The organism is Salinicola avicenniae, assembly GCF_023736115.1.
In the GTDB taxonomy this organism is placed as follows: Bacteria; Pseudomonadota; Gammaproteobacteria; order Pseudomonadales; family Halomonadaceae; genus Salinicola; species Salinicola avicenniae.
The window spans coordinates 85,266-104,289 of sequence record NZ_JAKQZC010000006.1 but is presented as its reverse complement, the minus strand read 5'-3'; the positions used below and the strand labels follow the sequence as shown (position 1 = coordinate 104,289).

The following is a 19,024-nucleotide window of genomic DNA, read 5'->3' as shown; positions in this document are numbered from 1 at the left end:
GCGTGGCGCGAGCGTTATCAGATGCCATCGGGGAAGAACTCCTCGATGCCATGCCATTCGGGTCGGGGCGCGTGCCGGCGGGCTGCGGCACGGATGTGGCGCTCTTCGAGTTCCACCGCTTCCATCTCGGCGCGGACCGCTTCGCTGCCGCGCCACTCCTGGTACCGGCGGGTCTGCTCCGTGAGCTCCGCCGGGGTGAGTTCTTTCGGAGTGAGGATCCTCCGAGGGATGAGGCTCTGGCCGGTCCCCGTGCCGGGGTCCGTACAGTTAGTGACACAAGTCCAAGGGTCGGCGGCTTCGCCTCCTCCCGAAAAACCCTTCGCGGCCGCACGCTTCGGGCGCACGTTCCAGCGGTACAGGCGCGTCAGATATTCGGACACGCGGCCCTTGCCATCGCTGACGGCGAGCCCCTTGGGTACCTTGATTTCGTCGCCGTAGCGGCCGCGCTCGAGGAACTCGGTACGCCGCTCGCCGGTGGCGTGGCTGAAATCGTCATCGCCTTGATCGGTGCGGAAAGCGGGGATCGACCACGGCTTGATCGGCTGCAGCTTGCGTGGCGTGTTCGGGCCGCCCATGAGCCGCAGGAAACGGTCCCACTGGCCGGCGTTGGCAGCTTCGCGGATCTGGTGGAAGGTGGCCGCCGCTCGCGGGTGAGGGCGGGTCGCGGCTTCCCACTCGCGCAGTTGGCTTTCCTGCTGGTCGGTGAGGCGGCGAATCTCGCGCCAGACGGTCACGCTGGGCAGGCCAACGAACTGGAACTGGCGGATGCCCCAGCACGCCGCCCAGGCTTCGATACGTGGCGCCGCGCTGTTCAGGTCGTGGCCGTAGCGGTCCAGCTCGTCGCCTTCCACGCCGGCGCGGGTGAACTGCTCGCCATTGATATTCTTCGAGATGTATTTCGCCACGTAGCCGGCGGCGGTGCCCTTGTCGTGGTCGATGCGCTTGGCATCGAAGCGCGCCGTGGTCTTGCCGAGCGAGTTGTAGAGCTCCTCGGGGGACTCTTCCTCCGCGTAGCCGCGAAGTGTCTCCGTAATGGCTTCGGCGTCTTCCGGCTTCATCCAGATGAGAAGGTGCCAGTGCGGGGTACCGTCGTGGTGCGGCTCGACCACGCGGATGCCATAGATGGCGCGCTCGTCCCGCGAGAGCTTGGCGCGGGCCTTCGCCCACACCTTCTGGATATGCTGCTGTGCTTCTCGTGGTGTGGAACCGTCGTATTTCGGGTTACGCCTGCAGCGGTAGCGCTCCCGGCCCTTGCGGTCCTTGTAGCGGTTGGCGTTGACCGGATGAAACCGGCTTGGCGCGGTGACGGTGTAGAACATGCCGACGTGGCCAAGACGCCGGGCTTCCACTTCCGTATCGCGGATGCGCAGCATCAGTTCCGCGCGGCGGTGGTCCGGGTTCGACAGACCCAGCTCGGCCAGCTCCGCTAGGGTGTAGACCTGACCTTCCTGATTGATCGCCTCGAAGGCTTCCAGCAGCGTGCGGTTGCGCACGCGCTGGGCGCGGCGGCGTTCGATAGTCAGGTCGCTGCAGTAGATGCCGGCCTGCGCATGAACGCGATAGGCCTCGCGCTGCACCTGCTCCAGCCGGCGCCCGGCCAACCGACGCAGCTTGCGACGCCAGAAGCTCTCGCAGCTCAGGCGGGCCAGTTGCATGCTGGCGGGTTGCTTCACCGGTGGCGGGGTGATGCTATGCAGCGTCGCACGTTTGCGCGCCGCGGCGGCGGCCAGCTCATCGGCGACCGCCAGACTCATGAGCGGCGCCCGATGCCACGCGAATACCGCCATCAACGGGATACCGGCCGGCGGCGGCGTCAGTGGATTGCGTGCCTCGGCGATCTGGCGCGCCATATCCCGCGACTGCTCGGATAGGGAACCACCACGCGGCTGGCGAATGCGCCTTGCCGGCGGCAGCAGGCCGAGCCGCTGGCGACGATTGTGCTCGGCGATGTTGCCGATCAGCTTGTTGCGCGCATCCTCCACGGCGCGAGCCTGTGCCTGGGCGTAGTCGACCAGCGCATCGTCATCGTGGGTCACGTTCAGCGAGCCGATCTTGAGGCGCGATTCGGCATCCTGTAGCCATTGGCAGGCTGCCTTGATGCCCTCGATAGTCGTGCTCTCGGCGTTGCGCTTGGCGATGAACGCGCGCTTGAGATCGTCCGCGATCACCGGGAAGCGTTTGTAGACCTGCGTCGGTTCGAGCAGATCCGCCGTCTGACGTGTCAGCCAGCGGTTACCCGCCGCGTTGCCGTAGCGAATGGCGACGTGCAGAAACCCGGCGGCCAGATCCTCGGCCAGCGAGGGCAGGCGCGTGAAGATGGCCCCGCGCCAACGCAGGCAATCGACCGTGCCCCACTCGCGGGATTGTTCGAGTGCACTCATTCCGATTTACCTTCGAGCGGAGACATTGCAGCGAGAATTCGGCCATCCATCTCGTGAACGAAGGCGGCTAGCCGCCGCTGTTCCGTCAGTAGTACCTGAGCGCCCTCGGTATCTCCCTCTGCCTGCATTTGGCCGGCCAGTTGCACCATTTGCAGTCGGGCGTCTGTCAACGCGTAGGCGATAGGTCGGTAAGTGATTCGGCTCATTGCGCGCCCCGTTCAATCAGGCCCAGCCAATGCAGTGCCGCCTGCGTATCGCCGGCACCGATCGCCCGACGGGCGTTGGCGGCCAGCTCCAGCGTTGGGCTCTCGCTCTTGAGCCGCTCGCCCAGACGCTGGGCGTAACGGCTCATGCGACCGATGGCGGCGCGAATCGCGTCGCGCTCGGTGCGGCTCATCTCGTCGATGCCGCGTAGCGCGTCACCCGGGGTCATCTGCGCGCTGGCCAGCACCGCCTTGCGTTCGTTGGTCAGCATGTCCGCCCATAGCTCGGCGAGATCCTCGTCCGCGCAGCGGGCGTGTAGCTCCGCCCGCAGGGCGCCAAAGCCAGCACGGGAATCCGGTTCGACCAGTGCCAGATGGCGGCGTGGTTGTGTCGTGACGGTTTGTGGAGCGGCTGCCATGGGGTAGACCTCGCTGACTCGAATGGCCGTTACTGCAGCGGCCGTTGGCGAATGACGCGAAGCGTGCCTTTGTCGCGGGCGGATTCCCGCGCGGCGAGCAGGTCGCCCACCGTGAACGAGACCGGCACGCCGCCGGCGGAGCGAATGACGACCACATCGCGGGTGCTGGCATCCAGGTCGATCCAGGCCACCTGATTGAGCGATTCCAGCTCGGCGCTGGCGTGGATCGCCTCCAGCTCCGCCCTGGCTTCCGGCATGGCCAGTTCGCTCATCAGGAACTGGGTGCAGTTTTCCAACGCCTCGCGGCGTTCCAGGCCCCGGCAGTAGCGCAGCAAATAGGCGGTGGCGGCGTTTTTCGGGTCGAGTTGGGGGAGCCGCTTGGCCAGATGGCCAGCGGAAGCGGTTGCGATCGTCATGGTGTCGTTCCTGAAATGAGCCCTTCGGGGCGTTGTGTTGGGGGTTAGCCGTTCAGCTCGGCGAGCTGCTCCATGCAGGCGCGGCGGTGTTCCGGCTCCATGGGGATACGAATGTCGGCGTTGGGCGCGCGGCTCAGCGTCAGCGTCTTGGCGAACTCGACGTAGATCTTGCCGCCGAAGCCGCACGCCGGGTTGATGCACTGCGCGTACACCTCGTAGAGCGTCGGCGACGGGCGTCGACTGGTGCGTGTGATCGACGCTTCGCCGCAATGCGGGCAACAGATCCTCACCGAGAACCTCCTTGGATTGGGTAAAGTGCGCGACCGCGACCGGTAAGCCGGGCATTGCCTTCGCGGATGCTGGTGCGTAGCAGGAACTCGGCGGCCTGACGTCGTGAGCTCAAGCCTGCGTGTTCGCACACGGCATCGAGCACGGCCGCTGTTTGCTCATCGAACTCGACGGACTGTTCCGGCATGAGGGCCTCGCTTTGCACGGTGGAAACACGGTGAATACACGGCTTCTTTCAACCGGCGCTCGCTGGCAAAGTGGCGCTGAGCGAGGCGGGATCGATGCCGAAAGCCTCCCGCGCCTGTTGCAGCATGAGTTGGCGCATCATCTCGGCCCGTGAGACACCCGCGTAGTTGGCGTGGGCCTGAATGATCGCGGCCTCGTACTCGTCCAGATAAACGGTGCACTTGTGGCTACGAACACGTTTCGGGTCCTGGTACATGGCGAGGATTCCTTGTGCTGATCAGGCGGAGGCGCTGTCTTGCCGGTAATGGGCAAGTCCACGCAGGAAGATGATGCGGGCCATCGAAGCCGCCGAACGGACTTCCTTGTCGGCGATTCGCTCCAGCTCGCCGCGCTCATCGGGCAACAGACGCATGGCGACGGGTCTCTCGACGCCGCGCGGACTACGGGTGGGCTTCGACGGCATGGGGTCCATGGGGTAAGCTCCGGGTTAGTGTGACGCTAAATCATCGTGTGAACTCAGAATGATATCCAAATGGATATCTGTCAAGAGTGAGAAATCCTTTTTGAGTAACATTGGCGAGCGGCTTAGACAGGAGCGTACCCGTTTGGGTATGTCTCAAGAAGACTTCGGCGCCGTAGGCGGCGTTAAAAAAGTCGCGCAATCCAACTACGAAACCGGTAAACGGCACCCTGACACTGCTTATCTCGAACGGATATTGCAGGTCGGGGCTGACGTGCATTTCATCCTCTATGGTTCCCGTTTGGATATTCCGGAGTCGCCACCCTCCTTGGACGTACTTCAGGGAGCAGAACCGGTGCCGATGTATGACATAGAGGCCGCAGCGGGAGCGGGGCGCCTATTCGACGCCGAGACGATTCAGTCGACGTTCTACCTGCCGGCCGAGCTGTTCGAGGCCGAGGGAGTGGACCCGGCCCAGGTCGTTGGCGTGACTGCACGCGGGGACTCCATGGGCGACACGATCCGCGATCGCGAACAGGTGCTGGTGAACCGTGGCCAACGCACGCCGGATGGCGTGTTTCTGCTGCGGATGGATGACGAGCTCCGCATCAAGCGCGTGCAGCGCGTCGCCGGCAACGGCTGGCTGCTGATCAGTGATAACCCGGCCTACGAGCGGGAGCTGATCAAGCCGGGCGAGCGGCGGAACGTGGAGATCATCGGGCAGTGCTGGCGGAAGGTGGGTAGGGTTTTTTGATTTCAGTACTGGAATGTACTAGTGCTAAATGTTCGTAAAGGTCGGTCAGTCATGCAGCATTATTTCAACTCTTTTACTCCTGATAGGCTTGCAAGTATATTTTCGCGAGCAAATTTTATGGAGTTATCGACTTGCCGAGATCCTGAGGATTTTGCGAACCGATTATTCTGTCTTTCATCTTTTGGAAAGATAGATGTTACTCTCGGTCAACTTTTCGATTTAGCTTGGAAACGTCTTAAAAGAGTTTATCGAAACGAGTATGTTTTTAAGACAGAAGTCGCTAATCGTATTGTTTTTGGTCGTCACAAACCTTCTACTACAGCTTTGTTTCCTGAGCTAGGCGCAGGAAACTCCGTTGTTGATTTGGCGGTTTTTAATGGTACGTCTACGGCTTATGAGATTAAAACGGAGCTCGATGGACCTTTTCGTTTGAATTCTCAATGCAAAGACTATTTGAAGACATTTGATAAAGTAAATTTAGTTTTGTCAGACAGGCAGTTCTATAAATACAGCTCCATAATTCCTAATGCGGTTGGAGTTTTGCTTCTTAATCAAAAGGGTAGCTTGAGGGTTGTGAGGGGGGCAGCATCCAACTTAAAGCTCCTAGACAAAAGAGCTATGTTTCAATGCCTTCGTCAAAAAGAAAAAATCATCGCTGGCGAGAAAATTACTGGGCAGAAATTAGATTTACCTAATGCGTTGGTACATGAGAAATGCCTAGATATTTTCGAAAATATTGACACCATTGAAGCACACGAAATTTACGTCCAATTGATGAGAGAACGCAAAACCGATATCAATGTTTCACAGTTTCTTTCCGCACTACCATATAGCTTGCGTGTTTTAGGTAGTGCTGTAGAGCTGAACAACAAAAATAAAGCTAATGTTTTGGATCTACTGGCGAAGAAAATATAATTTTACGCGAGGAAGTAAAGATGTACTGCCCATACCTTTATGGAGCTCAATCTGAGCTTTTGGCTTTAAGAGATTATGCCAAAAATCATCCTAACGATCGAGTTTTAAGTCCAATTATTGAGCCTACAAAAGCGAATGTTTCTAATTTGGCAACATGTTTGAGACAACTGTCTAGTAATGGTATTTTAGCATCTGTAGTCTTAAATCCAGGTCAGGATGAACTATCTTCGAGCCAGGCGCAACGGACTTGGTATCAGAATTTTTCTCACCAGTTGACAGCTTTCGTTGACTATATACCGGCCTACAAAACTAACGCAGCTATCGGGTATGCTGACATTGACTTATTTTTAAATGCTTATCCGGCTGGGGCAGTAGTAATACATGCTTCATCTCATTTGAGTCTCGGCAATTTTCAATCTGTCGACCAGGATGCAAGGGTTCGGTGGAACGTTGTTCTTCCCGGCTCCATTAATCCACCCCAGCGGAATACTCTTAGTGCCCATAAGACTATAGATATAGAAGACCGCTTCACGGTCCAGCAAAGAAATGCTGATTATGGCGCCCCTGAATTTTTCTCAAATCAATTTCACACATATCAGCAATATGCAGTGGGTTACGGAGACTATACAGTTCTTTCAACATTGCCACCTAGTTCTGGAGGGCAGCCAGGTGCAGTGGCAATCCATCTGACCTATAAGGATAGTCAGGCGGGAGGTGTTTGGATTGAGCATTTTGTTTCGGCCTTGACTCAAAGGAGTCAAGGAGATGTTGCTGGTAAATATCATGATGCCGCGACTCAATTAGTTTCTGCCGCTAATTCAAGGCCAGCAGAATTTGGGAATAATCCTGCATTAATTTCTTATCAGCAACAGGTCGCTAATATTCATTTTCCGGGCTTGCCAACTAATAAAAGACAACAGATTTTGCATCATCTTTGTCTGAATCGGCAAATGGCAACTGGCCAGATCTAAAGGGAAGTGTCGGTTTTCACGCTTATTGGGGCAGCCGTAAAGCTGCCCTTGTAACTACTACGATTTCTAGGTTTGGTACCGGGATGCTGGTTCCTCTCAAATGCGCTGGGGAGGCTAGCTAGCTTTTTTCAAAGTTGACAATTTTGCGGTAATTTAAAATTAGTCGTAAATCCCAATCACGCTTAATGCTAGCAGAAATGCGATCGGCGCTACGATGACAAAGCTGGCGTAGATCCATGTCACCACGTTGCGGATCCATGCAGGGGAACGTTCCACGGCTGTCACGCGGTCTGGACGATCAAGATAGATCCGGCGCTGCCCCCATTGGGTATGGCGGCCAAGCACCTTGAGGCCGTAGCTGCTCATTCGACGGGCTGATAGTGGCAGGCCCTTGAAGAATTGTTCTTTCTCCGAGGCCAGAGGCCCTAGCGCGTGGTCGACTTTGTCGATGATAAACGGTGCAAGGGTCATGCCGACGATCACGAGCAGGAACGCCAGCACGCCCAAGCCGACCGTGGTGAAGAGGAAAATTTCGAAAGCTGCTGATTCATTTATGTTGTGCCAAGTCCCCACTACCGGTGGCAAATAGCAATGATCTTGAAGGTTACAACGCCACCGGGGAACTTACGCGTCTTCAAGGCCGGTTTCATCTCGCGTCCTTATGATAGGCTAAAGCCTGGATGGTACGTATGTTGGGAATGCTGGCTATGAATGTAGTGGTAGTAGAAAACATCATTTTCGGATTGTCGCTGATCGCTGGGTTGGGGAGTTGGCTCGCACTGGCAAGGTCAATGAGACTCAACGGTCGATCTATTGCCTGGCGCCACGTCGCCGGCATTGCCACAGCCCCGTTTGCCGCTTGCGGCTTGTTCATGCTGCTGTACCTTTATCTGATAGATTCCACGACCGAGATCTCAATGCTGGTCATTTTGACACTCGCCTGCTTCGGAGTGTGCTCGCCGTCGTGGATACCACTTTATATCTCCGGTAAGACAGCTTATTCGTGTGGAAAGGGCGAGCCTCGCCTTAGCAAGAAAAACCCTGATGATCCATGGACATGAATAAGATAAATTAATATTCCCTAATCAACTAAATCTGCATTCCCACGACGATATCTCTTACACGCATTGGTGGTTATTCCTGACAGAGGCATCGCGCCCGGCTGCCGATAGCCAAAGAGTGTGCAGCCGCACATTCATACCCTGCATTGCCCGGCCTGATGGCCGGGCTTTTTTCGGCTACCCGAAGCTTGTGTTATGAATCCGCTCTGCATGGCGGGGCAGGTAGTACCGATCCTTTCCAAGTGGAACTGGTTGAGTTGGGGCCTCGTGTCGATAGCGCGCCTGCTTCAGGAGGATGTTGGTGGCTCGAACATGACGCCGTCTGCAATGCCTTCCTTGTCATAGGCCACTCGCATTAACGCGTCGCCATATACGCGCCGATCGGCCTGGAAAAGATCCGAGCCGCCGGTCATTCCGATGATGGGCAGTTTGACGGGAGGGCTGGTTTCGAGCGGCTCACCGTATTGTTGTCGCACGGCCTGCCGGGTGATTTCGCCTTGCATGGACGGAAACAACTGACCTTGATAGGTTTCCTCGGGGTCTTCGTCACGCAGTGTTATCTCAATTCGTTGAAGTACATCATCAAGGTTGAACTGTAAGACCAGCCCGGTTTCAGGTTCGAGGAACAGCCTGTCAGCACCGTCGTAGTCGGGTGCTGGTCTTGGGGTCTCCGGCAACAGGTCCTGACGGACGAGTTCATCGAAGGTGTTGCCAAGGCGTTGTGCGAGTTCGTCGAGATTGGCTGTCATCAGTACCACCCTTGTTCTTGCATCAATTCGTGTAACCGCGATCTTGCATTTTCAATATCGCGATCTGAATGACCGTGATTTCGTAGACCGGGCTTGATCGCGTCGAAGTTGCTATCGACCGCACGCCGGAGGTCCTCAGCATCCATCGTTCTCTTACTAACGCTGTTTCTACCCCCGTAAGTTTCGCTCAGCTGTCGATGAACGTCATTGGGTATGACTACACTCGGCGCCTGCCGCTTGATAGCGTCGATCTGCCTTTTTCTGATGTTAGGGTCGAGCGAGCGGAGGTAGGTTTCGAGGGCCGCTTGGGACGGAATATGATCTACATCCATACCGTCTCTACGGCTGCGTCGACTGAGGTCTCCGTAGGTACCGACTTCCAGGGGCACCACATCCGGCTCGCGATAGACGATATACAGTGGATCTACGTCATCCGCGGGGAATGTGATGATGAGGTCCTGAGATCCCGTCTCCGAGGCTGGGTACTCTGTTTGCTGCGGGCCTGAAGCATCCAGGTCGATCGGTGTGACGAGAATATTGTCTGGCTCGACGCCGGGATCGGCCGGGTAGGCGGATGTCGGCGTTTCAACGAGCTCGCTTTGATCCGGCCGCCAAGTGAAACGGATGCCGCCGTGTTCGGCGACGTAGTTTTCCCCATCCCGGTAAGCATGAACCACGGGGACCATTTCGATGGCTTCGCCTGGGCGTGTATGTAGACCACTGACTTCCAGCGCGCCTGTTTCGGCGTTCTCGCTCAGATAAAAGCGAACCGGCGTTCGGGCCATGGAAGTGCCGCGCAGATCCTGATGGCTGTATAACGTGCCATCGCCCAGCTCGGAGGGTTTGAATAGCAAAGCAGCCACGGCCCACGGGCCGACGCTTAGCGCCCGTGGCAAAGCCAGCTTGCCTGCGACGCGCTCCAGCAGACTTTCCATCCCCAGTGCACCGGGCCGGGCCGCACCTGCCGCCAGTAACGAAGCATTGCCAAAGTTGCTCGATGGCTCTTCCGTCTCACCGGCGTGGGTTGTGGCGCCGACGGTTAGGCTCTTGGCGAAGACCTTGTCCTGGTTGAGAACGGCGCGTTCTCGATGAGTCGTCCCGTAGAGCCGTGCGGCGCGAGCAGGGGAGTCACGCCGTTCTCCGCTGGTCCCGATGCCGTGGGTGCCCTGTACCGATGAAATAACGGAGGCGCCGCATGCCGAGCGACATCCGTGGGTGGCGACCTGCTTGCCGTCGACGATCATGAACGACCAGCTCTCAACGATAGGGTTGGTGCCGTGCTTGGGGCACGTAACGCTATCGCCTACGCAGGCCACGGGTAGGCCGTGCACCCTGTAGTTCTGGCCATGCGCCGTAATGACTTTGCCGCCGTGGCTGGTTGCATCGCCAAGACGAACAAGACCGTCGCCGGGATTGAACATGAGCAAGTCCTGATTCGTGCTTTGGCGCGAGTTTATTACAGCGCCATGGCGCCCCACAAAGCGCGGCACGACGGTTCACTGGCGAATGTCCGATCTCCTACGCGATTTTCAGCTTTTGCCGTGGTCCCGGTATCTCCTGGGTGCTTCAGCTTTCCTTGAGTACTGTTTTTATATACAGTTTTCGGAATCGGAATTGCGACAAGGTGGGCGGGCGTTCGATGCAGGTGCAATATCTCGGGCCGTTGATGATGGGGCATGGCCACCCGGCGTTGACCGGTTACGACCTGGATAGCTTCCCGGCGAACTACTTCGCGGTGGAGCTGGGCGAACAGGCCGGCTGTGATGGTTCGCTGATCGAAGGTGACGTACTGATCGCGGACGAAAGCCGCGCGGCGCGAAACAATGACCTGACCGTGGCCGATATCAACGACGATTGTCAGCTCGGTCGCATTTGGCGGATCGGCGGCCGCGTCCGGTTCATCCCGATGTACGGCCGAGAGTCTCTGTTCATCCGAGAAGACATGCTGCTGGGCGTGGTGGTGAACCTGGCTCGGCAGTATGTGGCGTGAGAGGCTTACTCTTCAGGGCGCACTCGGGCTACTTGACTGGGCTGTTGAGGCTTTTATAGGCAGATTCGGCTGTTGATTCTTAAGGGATGAACAGGCCTCATCGTATTGACTCTGATTGATGGATTTTATGTATGATAGGATTCCATCGATCTCGTTTTGGTTCTCGCTAAGCGATGCTTTTAAGAGCAGCGATGTGAAGCGAGATTGAGTTAATCTTACGTTTCCATGTGAAAGAATAATGTTGAAGGATTCTATTTCTTGAGCAACCTTGCATGATGATTTTTTCGATAGGAAAAGCTCTGATCGCGTCGATTTTTCAACTATTTTATTACTTATCTTTTGTAGCACTGCGGGGTCATTTGTTGAAATAATGATGTCGTCTACGTAGACGCTGACGTTGGTATCTTGGGATATTTTCTGTAAATACCTGCCTAGTGCACTTTCACGTAGGCATGAAGACGCGATCATTGAGGACTGAGGGAAACCATATGGTAGATGGTGGTAAGCTGGGGCTGAGCCAGGTTTTCTAACCGTAGACTCTATTGCAATTTCGCGGGCTTCAAAATAAGGAAAGAAACGCTTTAGCGTCCTGGTGACACGGCTTCTAGTAATGCTCCCGAAAAAATCTGAAATATCGACGCTCAAGAAGTAAGTGTCGTTTGTATGGCTTTTGATAGCCGACACGTGTCCACCGTTCATCAGATGATAGTAGTAATGCGGCGCAAGAAAGCGTGAGCCAACTCTTTCGGCTATTTTCTTTCCTTTAAGCATTGCCTGTTTCGATGGAACGTAAATCCATCTGTCAGGCTTTATTTGAAATCTAACGTCCCACTTGGAAGGCATTGTTCTTACAATAGTTAAGGGCTGCGCCCAGAAGTTCAACAATCTTGATAGCTAGCGCCGTGCAACGTTCCGCAAGGAAAACGATGCGCAGGGCCAGCAGAATGTGCTCCTGAGCTAGCCGAGATTTTTTCTTTTCCATGATCTCAGCTCCTCTAAATGTCTTGGCTTGACTAGCGCGACGCGCACAACCCGATAACCAACTGACGATACCCGGAGATTCCTATCGAGGACTCCCAGGAACATTGTCAAGCGATCACAAAGTGACTGAGGAGCGATAGGATACGCAGAGGCAGCCTATCGCCAAGACACTCATTTTGTATCAATTGTGGTTTCTTTACGCAAACTAAAGTTACGTTAACGCACCCTAGCGACATATCGCTTCGCAGGGCGTGCCATCGCCGTCACCATCCAGACGGCCGTTACCACACTGCTCTAGGTGGTAACGGGCTTCTTCGCAGGACCGCATCTGGCCACAGCTCTTGCGGGGGCTGCAGCTGAAACCCTCCGCTTCATCGGGATCGAACGGATCGGCGCGGCGGCTATCCGCTAGCCAGTCCGGCACCTCGGCGTTTTCGTCCACGTAAGGGTTGCCGGCCCCCTGTATCGCGGCGATGCGCCGGTTTCGCTCTCGCTCCCAGTCACTCACCGGATCGGCGTTCGCCCAGGCTTGGAAAAGCTGTTGCTGCTGGCGGCTGATCTGAATGCCGTAAGTATCTCGCATGTACCAGTAGGTGCGGGCGATATCGCCGCGGACATCCGCCGGTGGCTCGAAAATACGCTCAGGAAAGCTGACCTTCGCCTGGCACTGGCCGTACTGGTAGGCATCGGCGCCCGCGATCATGCCGTAGCGCATGTTCGAGCGATCGCCATTTACCTCGCCGACTGACGGCACGAGGTTCTGCAGATCGGCTTCGGCCTCCCGAAAGACGGGATCGTTGGCCCGGCAGTTGCGGCGGCCGCCTTCCTGCCAGCACTGGCGTTGACGGCCGAAGTCGTAGGCTGGCATGACGTGTTCCCACTCTATCCGCGCCGCGCGCGCCGGCTGCTTGCGGATCTCATACCCGCAGCTGGCGAGATCTGGCCCCGCCTCGAAATCGAATGCGCAGCCGCAGTAGAACGTCTGGTCCTGGTCGTAGTAGACCTCGCTTTCCGCTACGCGCTTCGCGGCGGAGAAGGACGTGGGCGGGGCGGCGAGGGCTGGAACAGTGAGAAAGGCAAGCAGGGTGATGAGGTAACGCATACGGGCTCCGTCTCAGGGAGACCGGATTGTAAATGGCGTAATGTAATTTGTATTTATCAATGAGCATTATTTTTTACATATGACCGAGCGTATTGATTTTCAGAGATTAATTCTTCGAGTTATTTTTTGTTTTTTTGAAATTCAAAATGAAATATTGCATTTGCATTTTCTTTCCTATTTTGTGTTTGTGTTTTCTGAATTTCCAGGGGAATTGTGATGGCTAACTATTATTATTGCAATGGTGAGTATGGGAATAGGTATGCATGTAATTCTCATGTTAAAGTTGAATATGGTAGGTGCAGTAAAGAGCATGAGGATGCAGACAATTCATGCTTATATTTCTACTTCTGTAATGCTAGTTTACCAAATAATCTTCCATGTGGCGCCCCAGTGGCGGTGGAACATGAACGATGTGCTAAGCATTCAGGAGGTGAATTTACGACATATTTGATTTCGATTTTAGGAAGTATTTTTGCTTCAGGAGTCGCGGATGTTGTAATTGAACAAGCCGGACGTGTGCTTGGGGGGCTCGGTCTGGCTCTCAAGCATGAGCCGCCAGGTTGGAATATGATGGAGATTCAGGAAAAAGCCGCTTCATTAGTAAGTGGGATTAATGACGATCCTGAGGGGGCTGAATATAAACTATTGGAGATGCCTGAAGAGGATCTAAGCAATCTCTTTCAAGAGCTTTATTTGCTTGTTAGGGATACTGGTGTCAATCAACATAATGGCAGAAGTGTCTAGATTCGGCATTCAAGCCTGAGGTGGGTGATGTACGAACTCTCGCTGAGCTCGTGCCGCACCTCCGTCAGCAGCCACGCCGTTTCCTCGATCTCTCGCTTCCAGCCGACGCAGCGGGCCGGGGTTTCCGGGTAGATGTCCGGCCGGCCCTCGGCGAGTGTCAATGAGAAATCCGCCGCGCCGCGCTGGATTCGCTGCCATTCCGACTGAGCGGCGGCGAGGGCGCCTTCCTCGCTGGCGTAGGTGGGTCGCAGCCGCTTGGCGTTGTCGTTTTCGCCGGCGATCACTTCTCGGAGTCGGGCGCCGGAGACGTCATTCCAGTTGGCGATAACACCGCTATAGCTCTCTCGGTCCGCGCTTGCGTAGCGATGCTGGTCGCCGTCCTGGCGTCGGATGATGATCGGGGGGATCTCGACGCCGCTGGCGGTGGTGGCCTGGCCGGCAGCAATGAACATCAGGTTGCCGGCTTTCACGGTGGCGACGGCGTCGTGGCGTTCGGCCAGCCGCGTGAGGAAGTGCATGTCGCTTTCCTCGGTCTGGTCGAGATGGGGCACGCGGATGCCGGCGAGCGTGGTGCCGCTTCTGGGCGTGAGGTCGTGGCGTTTGGCAATGGTGGTGACAATGTCGCCGATGGTGGTGTCGTGCCAGCTTTGTGTCCGCTTGCCGGGTAGCGTGCCGCGCAGGTTGGCACTGCTGGCCCGGATCGAGAGGGTATCCGGCGCGCCGGCATGTTCGACCTCGTCGACGATGAAGGTACCGCGCTGAACGAGCGGCTCGCCGCTCCAGCCGATAGCGACCTGGATCTCGACGCCACGCCGGGGCAAGGCGAGCTGGCCGTCATCGTCGGTCAGCACGATATCCAGCTGATCAGCCTCGAGGCCGCGCCGATCCGTCAGGGTGAGGCGTTGCAGGCGGCCGCGCAGACGTGGAGTGATTCGCTCGCCGTTGATCGCCAGCTCGTAGTCCGGCGAGCGAGCAGGGCGGCCACTCTCGATCGATGACGGGCTCATGCCAGGGCTCCCGTGACGGCGCGCAGGGCGGTGTCGCTGATCGCGCCCAGCAGATCTCGTCGATCGTCGTCGACGCGGGTCAGTGAGAGCGAAAAGGTGATATGCGCGGCGGCACCATCGCGGAAGTGCCGGTCGCTGCCTTCTTCCATCGAGTCGATGGTGTAGAGGCCGAACATGCGGCCGGTGCCTTCGATCAGCGGCCAGGCGGCGCCTTGTTCGCCCATGGCGCGCAGTTGGTCGAGATTCGACTGGCCACCGGTGAACTCCGGGTAGAGCTCGCCGGAGAGCGTGATCGTGTCACTGCCCGGGCCGAGGAACTGGACCGCCGGGCGCTTACCGATCCGCGAGAGGCTGGACTGGCGCCACTGTGTCTGGCGTTTGAAGTCCTGGTACGCGGCCGTGCCGAGCGAGAACACGAACATGCCGTAGACCATCATCATGGGGCGGTGCCTCAGTCGTTGTCGTAGAAGTTGCGCCGGGTGCGAGCGGCGGATTCGCGCTCGGCGGCGGCCAGGGCGCGCTGTACTTCGGCGGCGACGTATCGCGCCAGTGCCCGTTCGTCCATGCCCGGGGCGGCATTGACGTTGATGTCGCCGATCGTGATTTGCACGGTGGTGCCGCCCGGCGCGGCGATGGGCGGGCGCGTGTCCAGCGGCACGCCTCGGGCGCCCTCGATGGCTGGCATGGCGGCCGTGGGCAGGGCGGCGGTACCGAGCGCGATGCCGGCGCCGGCTTGGGTGACACGCTTGGCGATATCCGCGATCCGCCGGGCGGGCTCGTCGCGCTGGCGGTCCAGCCCCTGGTTGAAGCCGTCCACGGTGTAGCCACCGATCTGGCGGAACACACGAGACGGGGAGTGGATATCCAGCAGGTTCTTGACGCTGTCGACGGCGCCGTCGGCCATGCCCCGGGCGCTATCCACCACCGACGAGGCGCCGTTGCGGATCCCTTCGCTCAGGCCGGTGGCCACGTCGGCGCCGGCGGACCACATGCGCGAGGGCAGCGACTTGAGGTAGTCGATCGCGGCGGTCCATTTCTCCTCGAGCTGGCCGAGCAGATCCCACTCGCCGACCAGATCGACGACGTAGTCGATGGCGCGGCCGGGGGCGTTCTTGAACCAGTCCCAGAGGTTCTTGATGCCTTCCCACGCGGCGCCTAGACCATTGACGATGGCATCGCCCAGCGTGGCCATGCTGTCGGGGACTTCGACACCTAGCTTGCGCAGCACGGCGACGATGCCGCGATAGATCAGCCCAAGCGGATTCCAGTTGGCGAGCAGTCGCACGACGCCACCCACGCCTTCATCGAACGCGGCTTTCACGTCTCGCCAGCGGTCGCGGAAAAAGCCAGCGATGGCATCCCAGTTGCGATAGATCAGGTAAGCGGCACCGGCGATGGCGGCGACAGCGAGACCGATGGGGTTGAGCAGGAAGGCGCGGCCAACGATGGCGACGACACGCCCCAGCCAGAGCAGGGCCTTACCGATCATGGGAATCGCGCCCTTGGCCAGCTTGGTGAGCTTGCCGGCGGTACCGCCGCTCTTGATGCCCATTATCGCCAGCCCATAGCGAAGCATGGCGACGGGGCCGAGCAGGGAAGCGAGGCTGAGCGTCAGCGCGCCGCCGGCGGCCACGAGTACGGCGATGCCGGCGGCGACTCTGGTGATCGTGCCGGCGAGCTCGGGGTTCTCCTTGATCCAGTCGCCGACGCCGCGAACGATACCGGTGACGGATTGAATCAGGTCGCGCAACGGACCTTCGTTGGTGTCGGTGATGCTGATGCCGACTTCTTCCCAGGCGGAGCGCAGGCTTTTAAGATCGCCGCCGATGTTGTCGCTCATGGTCTTGGCGACGCGGGCGTTCTCGCCGCCGGCCTGGGTGAGAATCTCGACGAATTTCTCGACGCCGGCGGCACCCTGTTGGGCGATCAGCTCGGCCATGCCGGCGCCGGGCTCCTCGCCGAAGATGGCCTTCAAATAAGCGGCGCGGTCGGCGTTGCCCATGTTCTCCGTGGCCTGCGCAACATCCGCCAGAATGCGCGGCACGTCGCGCATGTTGCCCTCGGCGTCCTTGGCGTTGACGCCGAGGTCCTCGAGCGCGCCGGCGGCGGCACCGGTCGGGGCGGCGAGCCGCGTCATCATCGCGCGCAGGGTGGTGCCGGCCTGACTGCCTTGAATCCCCACGTTCCCCAGCAGCCCCGTCATTGCGGCGGCCTGTTCGAGCGAGAGGCCCATCTGCCTGGCTTGCGGGGCGACGTACTTCATCGACTCGCCGAGCATTTCGAGGTCGACATTGGCGCGGGTTGTCGTGGCAGTCAGGACGTCGCCAACGCGGCCCATCTGATCCGGATCGAGGCCGAAGCCGCTGAGAATGTTGGAGCTCAGATCCGCGGTGCGGCCGAGATCGGTGCCGTTGGCCAGGGCGAGGTTGAGCATGTCCGGCATGGCGGCCTTGATGGCCTCCGGATCGAAGCCGGCCATGGCGAGGAAGCCCTGGGCGTCACCGGCCTGGGTCGCGCTGAAGGCGGTCGAGGCGCCGAGGTCGCGAGCTTGATCGCGCAGCGCCTGCAGTCGTGGGTCGTCCTTGTCCAGACGCGTCAGCGCCTGCACGCGGGACATGGCGGTACCGTAGTCGATACCGGGAGAGAGCAGGCGCGCGGCGCCATAGACCCCTGCGCCACCGGTCGCCAGCATGCCGGCGCCGGTACCGGCCATGGAGGTACGCAGACTCATCGACTTGTCGTAGGCGCGGCGCGCGGTGGTGAGCCGGCGCTGCTTGTTGGCGAGCTGGTCGAGCTGGGCCTGCTGTCGCCGCATGGCGGCGGTAGTGTCGGTGATGCGTTCGCCCAGTTCCCGCTCATGACGGGCGAGATCCCGCGTGCCGAGGCCGGCTTCGCGCAGGCGTTGCTTGGCGTCCTGCATCTTGCCGAGGTAGCGGTTCTGCTTACCGGTGAGCCGTTCCACCTGACGCGCGGCGGCAGCGTGCTCCCGGGCCATCTGTTTGGTGGGCACGCCGAGCGCGTCGGTGGCGTCGCGGACTTGCTTGAGGCGTTGGCGGGCGGTGCGCAGGGCGTCGTTGTTGCTCTTCACGTCCCGCGAGACCTGACGGAAGCCGCGCGCGGCCTGCTGTTGCTTCTCGAGACGAGTCAGCTGCTCGCGATTGGCGCGCAGGGCATCGGCGGTTCTTTGGCTTCCGCGAGAGATCTTCTTGAGCGGCGCCGTGACCCGGTCGGCGGCCTTGAAGAGCAGTTGCAGCTTGAGGTTGCGCGCCATGGGGGATTCCTACGCTTTGCCGGACTTAGGCGGCTCCAGGCGGACCCGGGCACGCTCGCGCCAATCCATCAGTTCGGTGACGCTCATGGCGTCCATCTCGCGCGGGCCCCAGTGAAACGCCATGGCGAGATCCGCCATGGCGTCATCCACGTGATGGGGCAGGGCGCGCGGAGTGATCAGGCTTCCCCCTTCGCTCGCTTCGTCAGCAAAAAACCGGCCACCTCGCCGCCGAGCTGGACGAGGTCGGCGGGATCCAGGTTGCGCAGTTCGGCCTCGGTCAGCGCCGGCTCGGTGATGCGGGGCAGCACTTTGATCAGTGCGGTGACATCGAGCTGCAGCACATCGCTCAGCGTGACGCCGCGCAGGGCGCCGGAGAGCGGCTTGCGCACCGTGATCTCGGTGATGGACTTGCCGCCGCGCTGGAGGGGCGTGTCCAGGATGATGGTTTCGGTCTGCACACGGGCGGAGGCTTCGACGGTGGGGGCGTTGTCTTCGGTCTTGGCGACGGTGGTCTCTGTCATGGTTTTCTCTCTTCTGGCGATGTCGTGCCACCCCGGCGGGGGTGGCGGTATTGGGTCCGGGCGGACGTCGTGTCTCGTTTACAGGCCGAGCGCCTGGCGGCGATCCGCGTAGCGATCCTCGCCGCGGACCTTGAAGACGTAGCCGGGCACGTCGCGCTCGATGATCTCCTCGCCGTCGACGGTGAGCTTGTAGTAGCTCAGCGTGGTGGTGACGGAGATAGTGTTGTTGTCGCCCTTGCTGACCTCGCCCATGCCGATCGTCTTGTGACGGCCGCGCACGACGACCTCAACCGGGATCACGTCGCCGGTTTCGTCGCTTTCGTAGCTGCCGGTCATGCGAAGCAGGGCGGCGTCGTGCACCGGGGAGCCGAAGGAGTCGAAGAGGCCGTCGACGATCAGCCCGCCGGCGGTCCATTCCATCGTCATCAGTTCCTGGCCCTGGTCGACCTCGATGGGGCCATCCATGCCGCCGCCTTCGTATTCGGCCATGCGCCGGGCGAGCTCGGGCATCGTCAGTGACGGGATCTGGCCCTGCCAGTTGTTGCCATCGCCGAACAGGTTGAAGTCCTTGAGGATGTTGGGGAGTGCCATGTGTCGGTTGCTCC

Annotated in this window: 25 protein-coding genes; 6 read left to right on the top strand and 19 right to left on the bottom strand. The window is 59.1% G+C overall.

The genetic code is table 11. From position 1 onward, the window contains the following. Positions 1 to 17: 17 nt before the first annotated feature. From MC381_RS15140 to MC381_RS18305, 7 genes are all read right to left on the bottom strand, one after another. Positions 18 to 2,381 carry a replication endonuclease gene (locus MC381_RS15140; RefSeq protein ID WP_251978592.1) on the bottom strand — a complete coding sequence of 788 codons (2,364 nt, stop codon included), beginning with the start codon at positions 2,379 to 2,381 and terminating at the stop codon, positions 18 to 20. Then, entirely contained in the window at positions 2,378 to 2,587 is a 210-nt protein-coding gene (locus MC381_RS15135) for a hypothetical protein (RefSeq protein ID WP_251978591.1), read from the bottom strand. Before MC381_RS15135 ends, MC381_RS15140 begins: the two co-directional genes overlap by 4 nt. After that, positions 2,584 to 3,003, bottom strand: a complete 420-nt coding sequence (locus MC381_RS15130) for a hypothetical protein (protein ID WP_251978590.1) — start codon at positions 3,001 to 3,003, stop codon at positions 2,584 to 2,586. Before MC381_RS15130 ends, MC381_RS15135 begins: the two co-directional genes overlap by 4 nt. A 29-nt stretch (positions 3,004 to 3,032) precedes the next feature. Further along, positions 3,033 to 3,419 (bottom strand): hypothetical protein, encoded by a 387-nt coding sequence (locus tag MC381_RS15125; protein WP_251978589.1) that lies wholly within the window; start codon positions 3,417 to 3,419, stop codon positions 3,033 to 3,035. Between the two features lie 44 nt (positions 3,420 to 3,463). After that, entirely contained in the window at positions 3,464 to 3,709 is a 246-nt protein-coding gene (locus tag MC381_RS15120; protein WP_251978588.1) for an ogr/Delta-like zinc finger family protein, read from the bottom strand. Positions 3,710 to 3,942: 233 nt separating this feature from the next. Continuing rightward, positions 3,943 to 4,149, bottom strand: coding sequence for a ribbon-helix-helix protein, CopG family (locus MC381_RS15115; protein WP_251978587.1), 207 nt, complete (start codon positions 4,147 to 4,149; stop codon positions 3,943 to 3,945). Positions 4,150 to 4,170: 21 nt separating this feature from the next. Beyond that, positions 4,171 to 4,305, bottom strand: a complete 135-nt coding sequence (locus MC381_RS18305) for a hypothetical protein (RefSeq protein WP_264297447.1) — start codon at positions 4,303 to 4,305, stop codon at positions 4,171 to 4,173. Positions 4,306 to 4,414: 109 nt separating this feature from the next. On the opposite strand from MC381_RS18305, the gene MC381_RS15110 reads away from it, so the two are divergent. Genes MC381_RS15110 through MC381_RS15100 form a run of 3 tightly spaced genes read left to right on the top strand, consistent with a single transcriptional unit; the run spans position 4,415 to position 6,993 of the window. Beyond that, entirely contained in the window at positions 4,415 to 5,107 is a 693-nt protein-coding gene (locus MC381_RS15110) for an XRE family transcriptional regulator (RefSeq protein ID WP_264297446.1), read from the top strand. 51 nt (positions 5,108 to 5,158) lie between these two features. Further along, positions 5,159 to 6,022, top strand: a complete 864-nt coding sequence (locus tag MC381_RS15105) for a sce7726 family protein (protein WP_251978585.1) — start codon at positions 5,159 to 5,161, stop codon at positions 6,020 to 6,022. Positions 6,023 to 6,042: 20 nt separating this feature from the next. Continuing rightward, positions 6,043 to 6,993, top strand: coding sequence for a sce7725 family protein (locus MC381_RS15100; RefSeq protein WP_251978584.1), 951 nt, complete (start codon positions 6,043 to 6,045; stop codon positions 6,991 to 6,993). 159 nt (positions 6,994 to 7,152) lie between these two features. Here the strand turns inward: MC381_RS15100 and MC381_RS15095 are convergent, their stop codons facing one another. Beyond that, positions 7,153 to 7,578: a hypothetical protein gene (locus MC381_RS15095; RefSeq protein ID WP_251978583.1), complete on the bottom strand. Its 426-nt coding sequence runs from the start codon at positions 7,576 to 7,578 to the stop codon at positions 7,153 to 7,155. 104 nt (positions 7,579 to 7,682) lie between these two features. Between MC381_RS15095 and MC381_RS15090 the strand changes: the two genes are divergently transcribed. Beyond that, positions 7,683 to 8,054 carry a hypothetical protein gene (locus tag MC381_RS15090; RefSeq protein ID WP_251978582.1) on the top strand — a complete coding sequence of 124 codons (372 nt, stop codon included), beginning with the start codon at positions 7,683 to 7,685 and terminating at the stop codon, positions 8,052 to 8,054. A gap of 287 nt (positions 8,055 to 8,341) precedes the next feature. On the opposite strand, the gene MC381_RS15085 is transcribed toward MC381_RS15090, so the two are convergent. Continuing rightward, positions 8,342 to 8,803: a DUF6392 family protein gene (locus MC381_RS15085; RefSeq protein WP_251978581.1), complete on the bottom strand. Its 462-nt coding sequence runs from the start codon at positions 8,801 to 8,803 to the stop codon at positions 8,342 to 8,344. Next, a complete protein-coding gene (locus MC381_RS15080) occupies positions 8,803 to 10,224 on the bottom strand; it encodes a PAAR domain-containing protein (protein ID WP_251978580.1) in 1,422 nt (473 codons plus the stop codon). Before MC381_RS15080 ends, MC381_RS15085 begins: the two co-directional genes overlap by 1 nt. A 218-nt stretch (positions 10,225 to 10,442) precedes the next feature. On the opposite strand from MC381_RS15080, the gene MC381_RS15075 reads away from it, so the two are divergent. Further along, positions 10,443 to 10,793 (top strand): LexA family transcriptional regulator, encoded by a 351-nt coding sequence (locus MC381_RS15075; RefSeq protein ID WP_251978579.1) that lies wholly within the window; start codon positions 10,443 to 10,445, stop codon positions 10,791 to 10,793. A gap of 12 nt (positions 10,794 to 10,805) precedes the next feature. Here MC381_RS15075 and MC381_RS15070 read toward each other — a convergent pair whose 3' ends face one another. The 3 genes from MC381_RS15070 to MC381_RS15055 all read right to left on the bottom strand — a co-directional run bounded on the left by MC381_RS15070 (position 10,806) and on the right by MC381_RS15055 (position 12,876). Next, the gene (locus MC381_RS15070) at positions 10,806 to 11,564 is read right to left on the bottom strand and encodes a reverse transcriptase domain-containing protein (RefSeq protein ID WP_251978578.1); all 759 of its coding nucleotides are present in this window, start codon (positions 11,562 to 11,564) and stop codon (positions 10,806 to 10,808) included. Between the two features lie 49 nt (positions 11,565 to 11,613). Beyond that, positions 11,614 to 11,775: a hypothetical protein gene (locus MC381_RS15065; RefSeq protein ID WP_251978577.1), complete on the bottom strand. Its 162-nt coding sequence runs from the start codon at positions 11,773 to 11,775 to the stop codon at positions 11,614 to 11,616. Between the two features lie 225 nt (positions 11,776 to 12,000). Beyond that, positions 12,001 to 12,876 carry an endonuclease gene (locus tag MC381_RS15055; RefSeq protein ID WP_286009770.1) on the bottom strand — a complete coding sequence of 292 codons (876 nt, stop codon included), beginning with the start codon at positions 12,874 to 12,876 and terminating at the stop codon, positions 12,001 to 12,003. A 216-nt stretch (positions 12,877 to 13,092) separates the two neighbouring features. On the opposite strand from MC381_RS15055, the gene MC381_RS15050 reads away from it, so the two are divergent. Further along, complete coding sequence (locus MC381_RS15050) at positions 13,093 to 13,620, top strand: hypothetical protein (protein WP_251978576.1); 528 nt, start codon at positions 13,093 to 13,095, stop codon at positions 13,618 to 13,620. Here the strand turns inward: MC381_RS15050 and MC381_RS15045 are convergent. The 6 genes from MC381_RS15045 to MC381_RS15020 all read right to left on the bottom strand — a co-directional run bounded on the left by MC381_RS15045 (position 13,617) and on the right by MC381_RS15020 (position 19,010). Further along, positions 13,617 to 14,627 (bottom strand): phage late control D family tail protein, encoded by a 1,011-nt coding sequence (locus MC381_RS15045; RefSeq protein WP_251978575.1) that lies wholly within the window; start codon positions 14,625 to 14,627, stop codon positions 13,617 to 13,619. The two genes, MC381_RS15050 and MC381_RS15045, sit on opposite strands and share 4 nt — an antisense overlap. Further along, complete coding sequence (locus MC381_RS15040; RefSeq protein ID WP_251978574.1) at positions 14,624 to 15,067, bottom strand: phage tail protein; 444 nt, start codon at positions 15,065 to 15,067, stop codon at positions 14,624 to 14,626. Before MC381_RS15040 ends, MC381_RS15045 begins: the two co-directional genes overlap by 4 nt. Positions 15,068 to 15,078: 11 nt before the next feature. Beyond that, positions 15,079 to 17,898 carry a phage tail tape measure protein gene (locus MC381_RS15035; protein ID WP_251978573.1) on the bottom strand — a complete coding sequence of 940 codons (2,820 nt, stop codon included), beginning with the start codon at positions 17,896 to 17,898 and terminating at the stop codon, positions 15,079 to 15,081. Between the two features lie 9 nt (positions 17,899 to 17,907). Beyond that, positions 17,908 to 18,036 (bottom strand): GpE family phage tail protein, encoded by a 129-nt coding sequence (locus MC381_RS15030; RefSeq protein ID WP_251978572.1) that lies wholly within the window; start codon positions 18,034 to 18,036, stop codon positions 17,908 to 17,910. A 38-nt stretch (positions 18,037 to 18,074) separates the two neighbouring features. Continuing rightward, the gene (locus MC381_RS15025) at positions 18,075 to 18,419 is read right to left on the bottom strand and encodes a phage tail assembly protein (RefSeq protein WP_251978571.1); all 345 of its coding nucleotides are present in this window, start codon (positions 18,417 to 18,419) and stop codon (positions 18,075 to 18,077) included. Positions 18,420 to 18,497: 78 nt separating this feature from the next. Continuing rightward, a complete protein-coding gene (locus MC381_RS15020) occupies positions 18,498 to 19,010 on the bottom strand; it encodes a phage major tail tube protein (RefSeq protein ID WP_251978570.1) in 513 nt (170 codons plus the stop codon). Between the last annotated feature and the right edge of the window lie 14 nt (positions 19,011 to 19,024).

Bases quoted from the DNA above. Each gene is read 5' to 3' on its own strand.
- MC381_RS15025 (WP_251978571.1), bottom strand. From the start codon at position 18,419: ATGACAGAGACCACCGTCGCCAAGACCGAAGACAACGCCCCCACCGTC.
- MC381_RS15090 (WP_251978582.1), top strand. From the start codon at position 7,683: ATGTTGGGAATGCTGGCTATGAATGTAGTGGTAGTAGAAAACATCATT.
- MC381_RS15080 (WP_251978580.1), bottom strand. From the start codon at position 10,224: ATGTTCAATCCCGGCGACGGTCTTGTTCGTCTTGGCGATGCAACCAGC.
- MC381_RS15085 (WP_251978581.1), bottom strand. From the start codon at position 8,803: ATGACAGCCAATCTCGACGAACTCGCACAACGCCTTGGCAACACCTTC.
- MC381_RS15045 (WP_251978575.1), bottom strand. From the start codon at position 14,627: ATGAGCCCGTCATCGATCGAGAGTGGCCGCCCTGCTCGCTCGCCGGAC.
- MC381_RS15035 (WP_251978573.1), bottom strand. From the start codon at position 17,898: ATGGCGCGCAACCTCAAGCTGCAACTGCTCTTCAAGGCCGCCGACCGG.
- MC381_RS15105 (WP_251978585.1), top strand. From the start codon at position 5,159: ATGCAGCATTATTTCAACTCTTTTACTCCTGATAGGCTTGCAAGTATA.
- MC381_RS15050 (WP_251978576.1), top strand. From the start codon at position 13,093: ATGGCTAACTATTATTATTGCAATGGTGAGTATGGGAATAGGTATGCA.
- MC381_RS15055 (WP_286009770.1), bottom strand. From the start codon at position 12,876: ATGCGTTACCTCATCACCCTGCTTGCCTTTCTCACTGTTCCAGCCCTC.
- MC381_RS15075 (WP_251978579.1), top strand. From the start codon at position 10,443: ATGCAGGTGCAATATCTCGGGCCGTTGATGATGGGGCATGGCCACCCG.
- MC381_RS15065 (WP_251978577.1), bottom strand. From the start codon at position 11,775: ATGGAAAAGAAAAAATCTCGGCTAGCTCAGGAGCACATTCTGCTGGCC.
- MC381_RS15030 (WP_251978572.1), bottom strand. From the start codon at position 18,036: ATGGCGGATCTCGCCATGGCGTTTCACTGGGGCCCGCGCGAGATGGAC.
- MC381_RS15135 (WP_251978591.1), bottom strand. From the start codon at position 2,587: ATGAGCCGAATCACTTACCGACCTATCGCCTACGCGTTGACAGACGCC.
- MC381_RS15130 (WP_251978590.1), bottom strand. From the start codon at position 3,003: ATGGCAGCCGCTCCACAAACCGTCACGACACAACCACGCCGCCATCTG.
- MC381_RS15125 (WP_251978589.1), bottom strand. From the start codon at position 3,419: ATGACGATCGCAACCGCTTCCGCTGGCCATCTGGCCAAGCGGCTCCCC.
- MC381_RS15070 (WP_251978578.1), bottom strand. From the start codon at position 11,564: ATGCTTAAAGGAAAGAAAATAGCCGAAAGAGTTGGCTCACGCTTTCTT.
- MC381_RS15140 (WP_251978592.1), bottom strand. From the start codon at position 2,381: ATGAGTGCACTCGAACAATCCCGCGAGTGGGGCACGGTCGATTGCCTG.
- MC381_RS15110 (WP_264297446.1), top strand. From the start codon at position 4,415: ATGATATCCAAATGGATATCTGTCAAGAGTGAGAAATCCTTTTTGAGT.
- MC381_RS15040 (WP_251978574.1), bottom strand. From the start codon at position 15,067: ATGATGATGGTCTACGGCATGTTCGTGTTCTCGCTCGGCACGGCCGCG.
- MC381_RS15020 (WP_251978570.1), bottom strand. From the start codon at position 19,010: ATGGCACTCCCCAACATCCTCAAGGACTTCAACCTGTTCGGCGATGGC.
- MC381_RS15100 (WP_251978584.1), top strand. From the start codon at position 6,043: ATGTACTGCCCATACCTTTATGGAGCTCAATCTGAGCTTTTGGCTTTA.
- MC381_RS18305 (WP_264297447.1), bottom strand. From the start codon at position 4,305: ATGCGTCTGTTGCCCGATGAGCGCGGCGAGCTGGAGCGAATCGCCGAC.
- MC381_RS15115 (WP_251978587.1), bottom strand. From the start codon at position 4,149: ATGTACCAGGACCCGAAACGTGTTCGTAGCCACAAGTGCACCGTTTAT.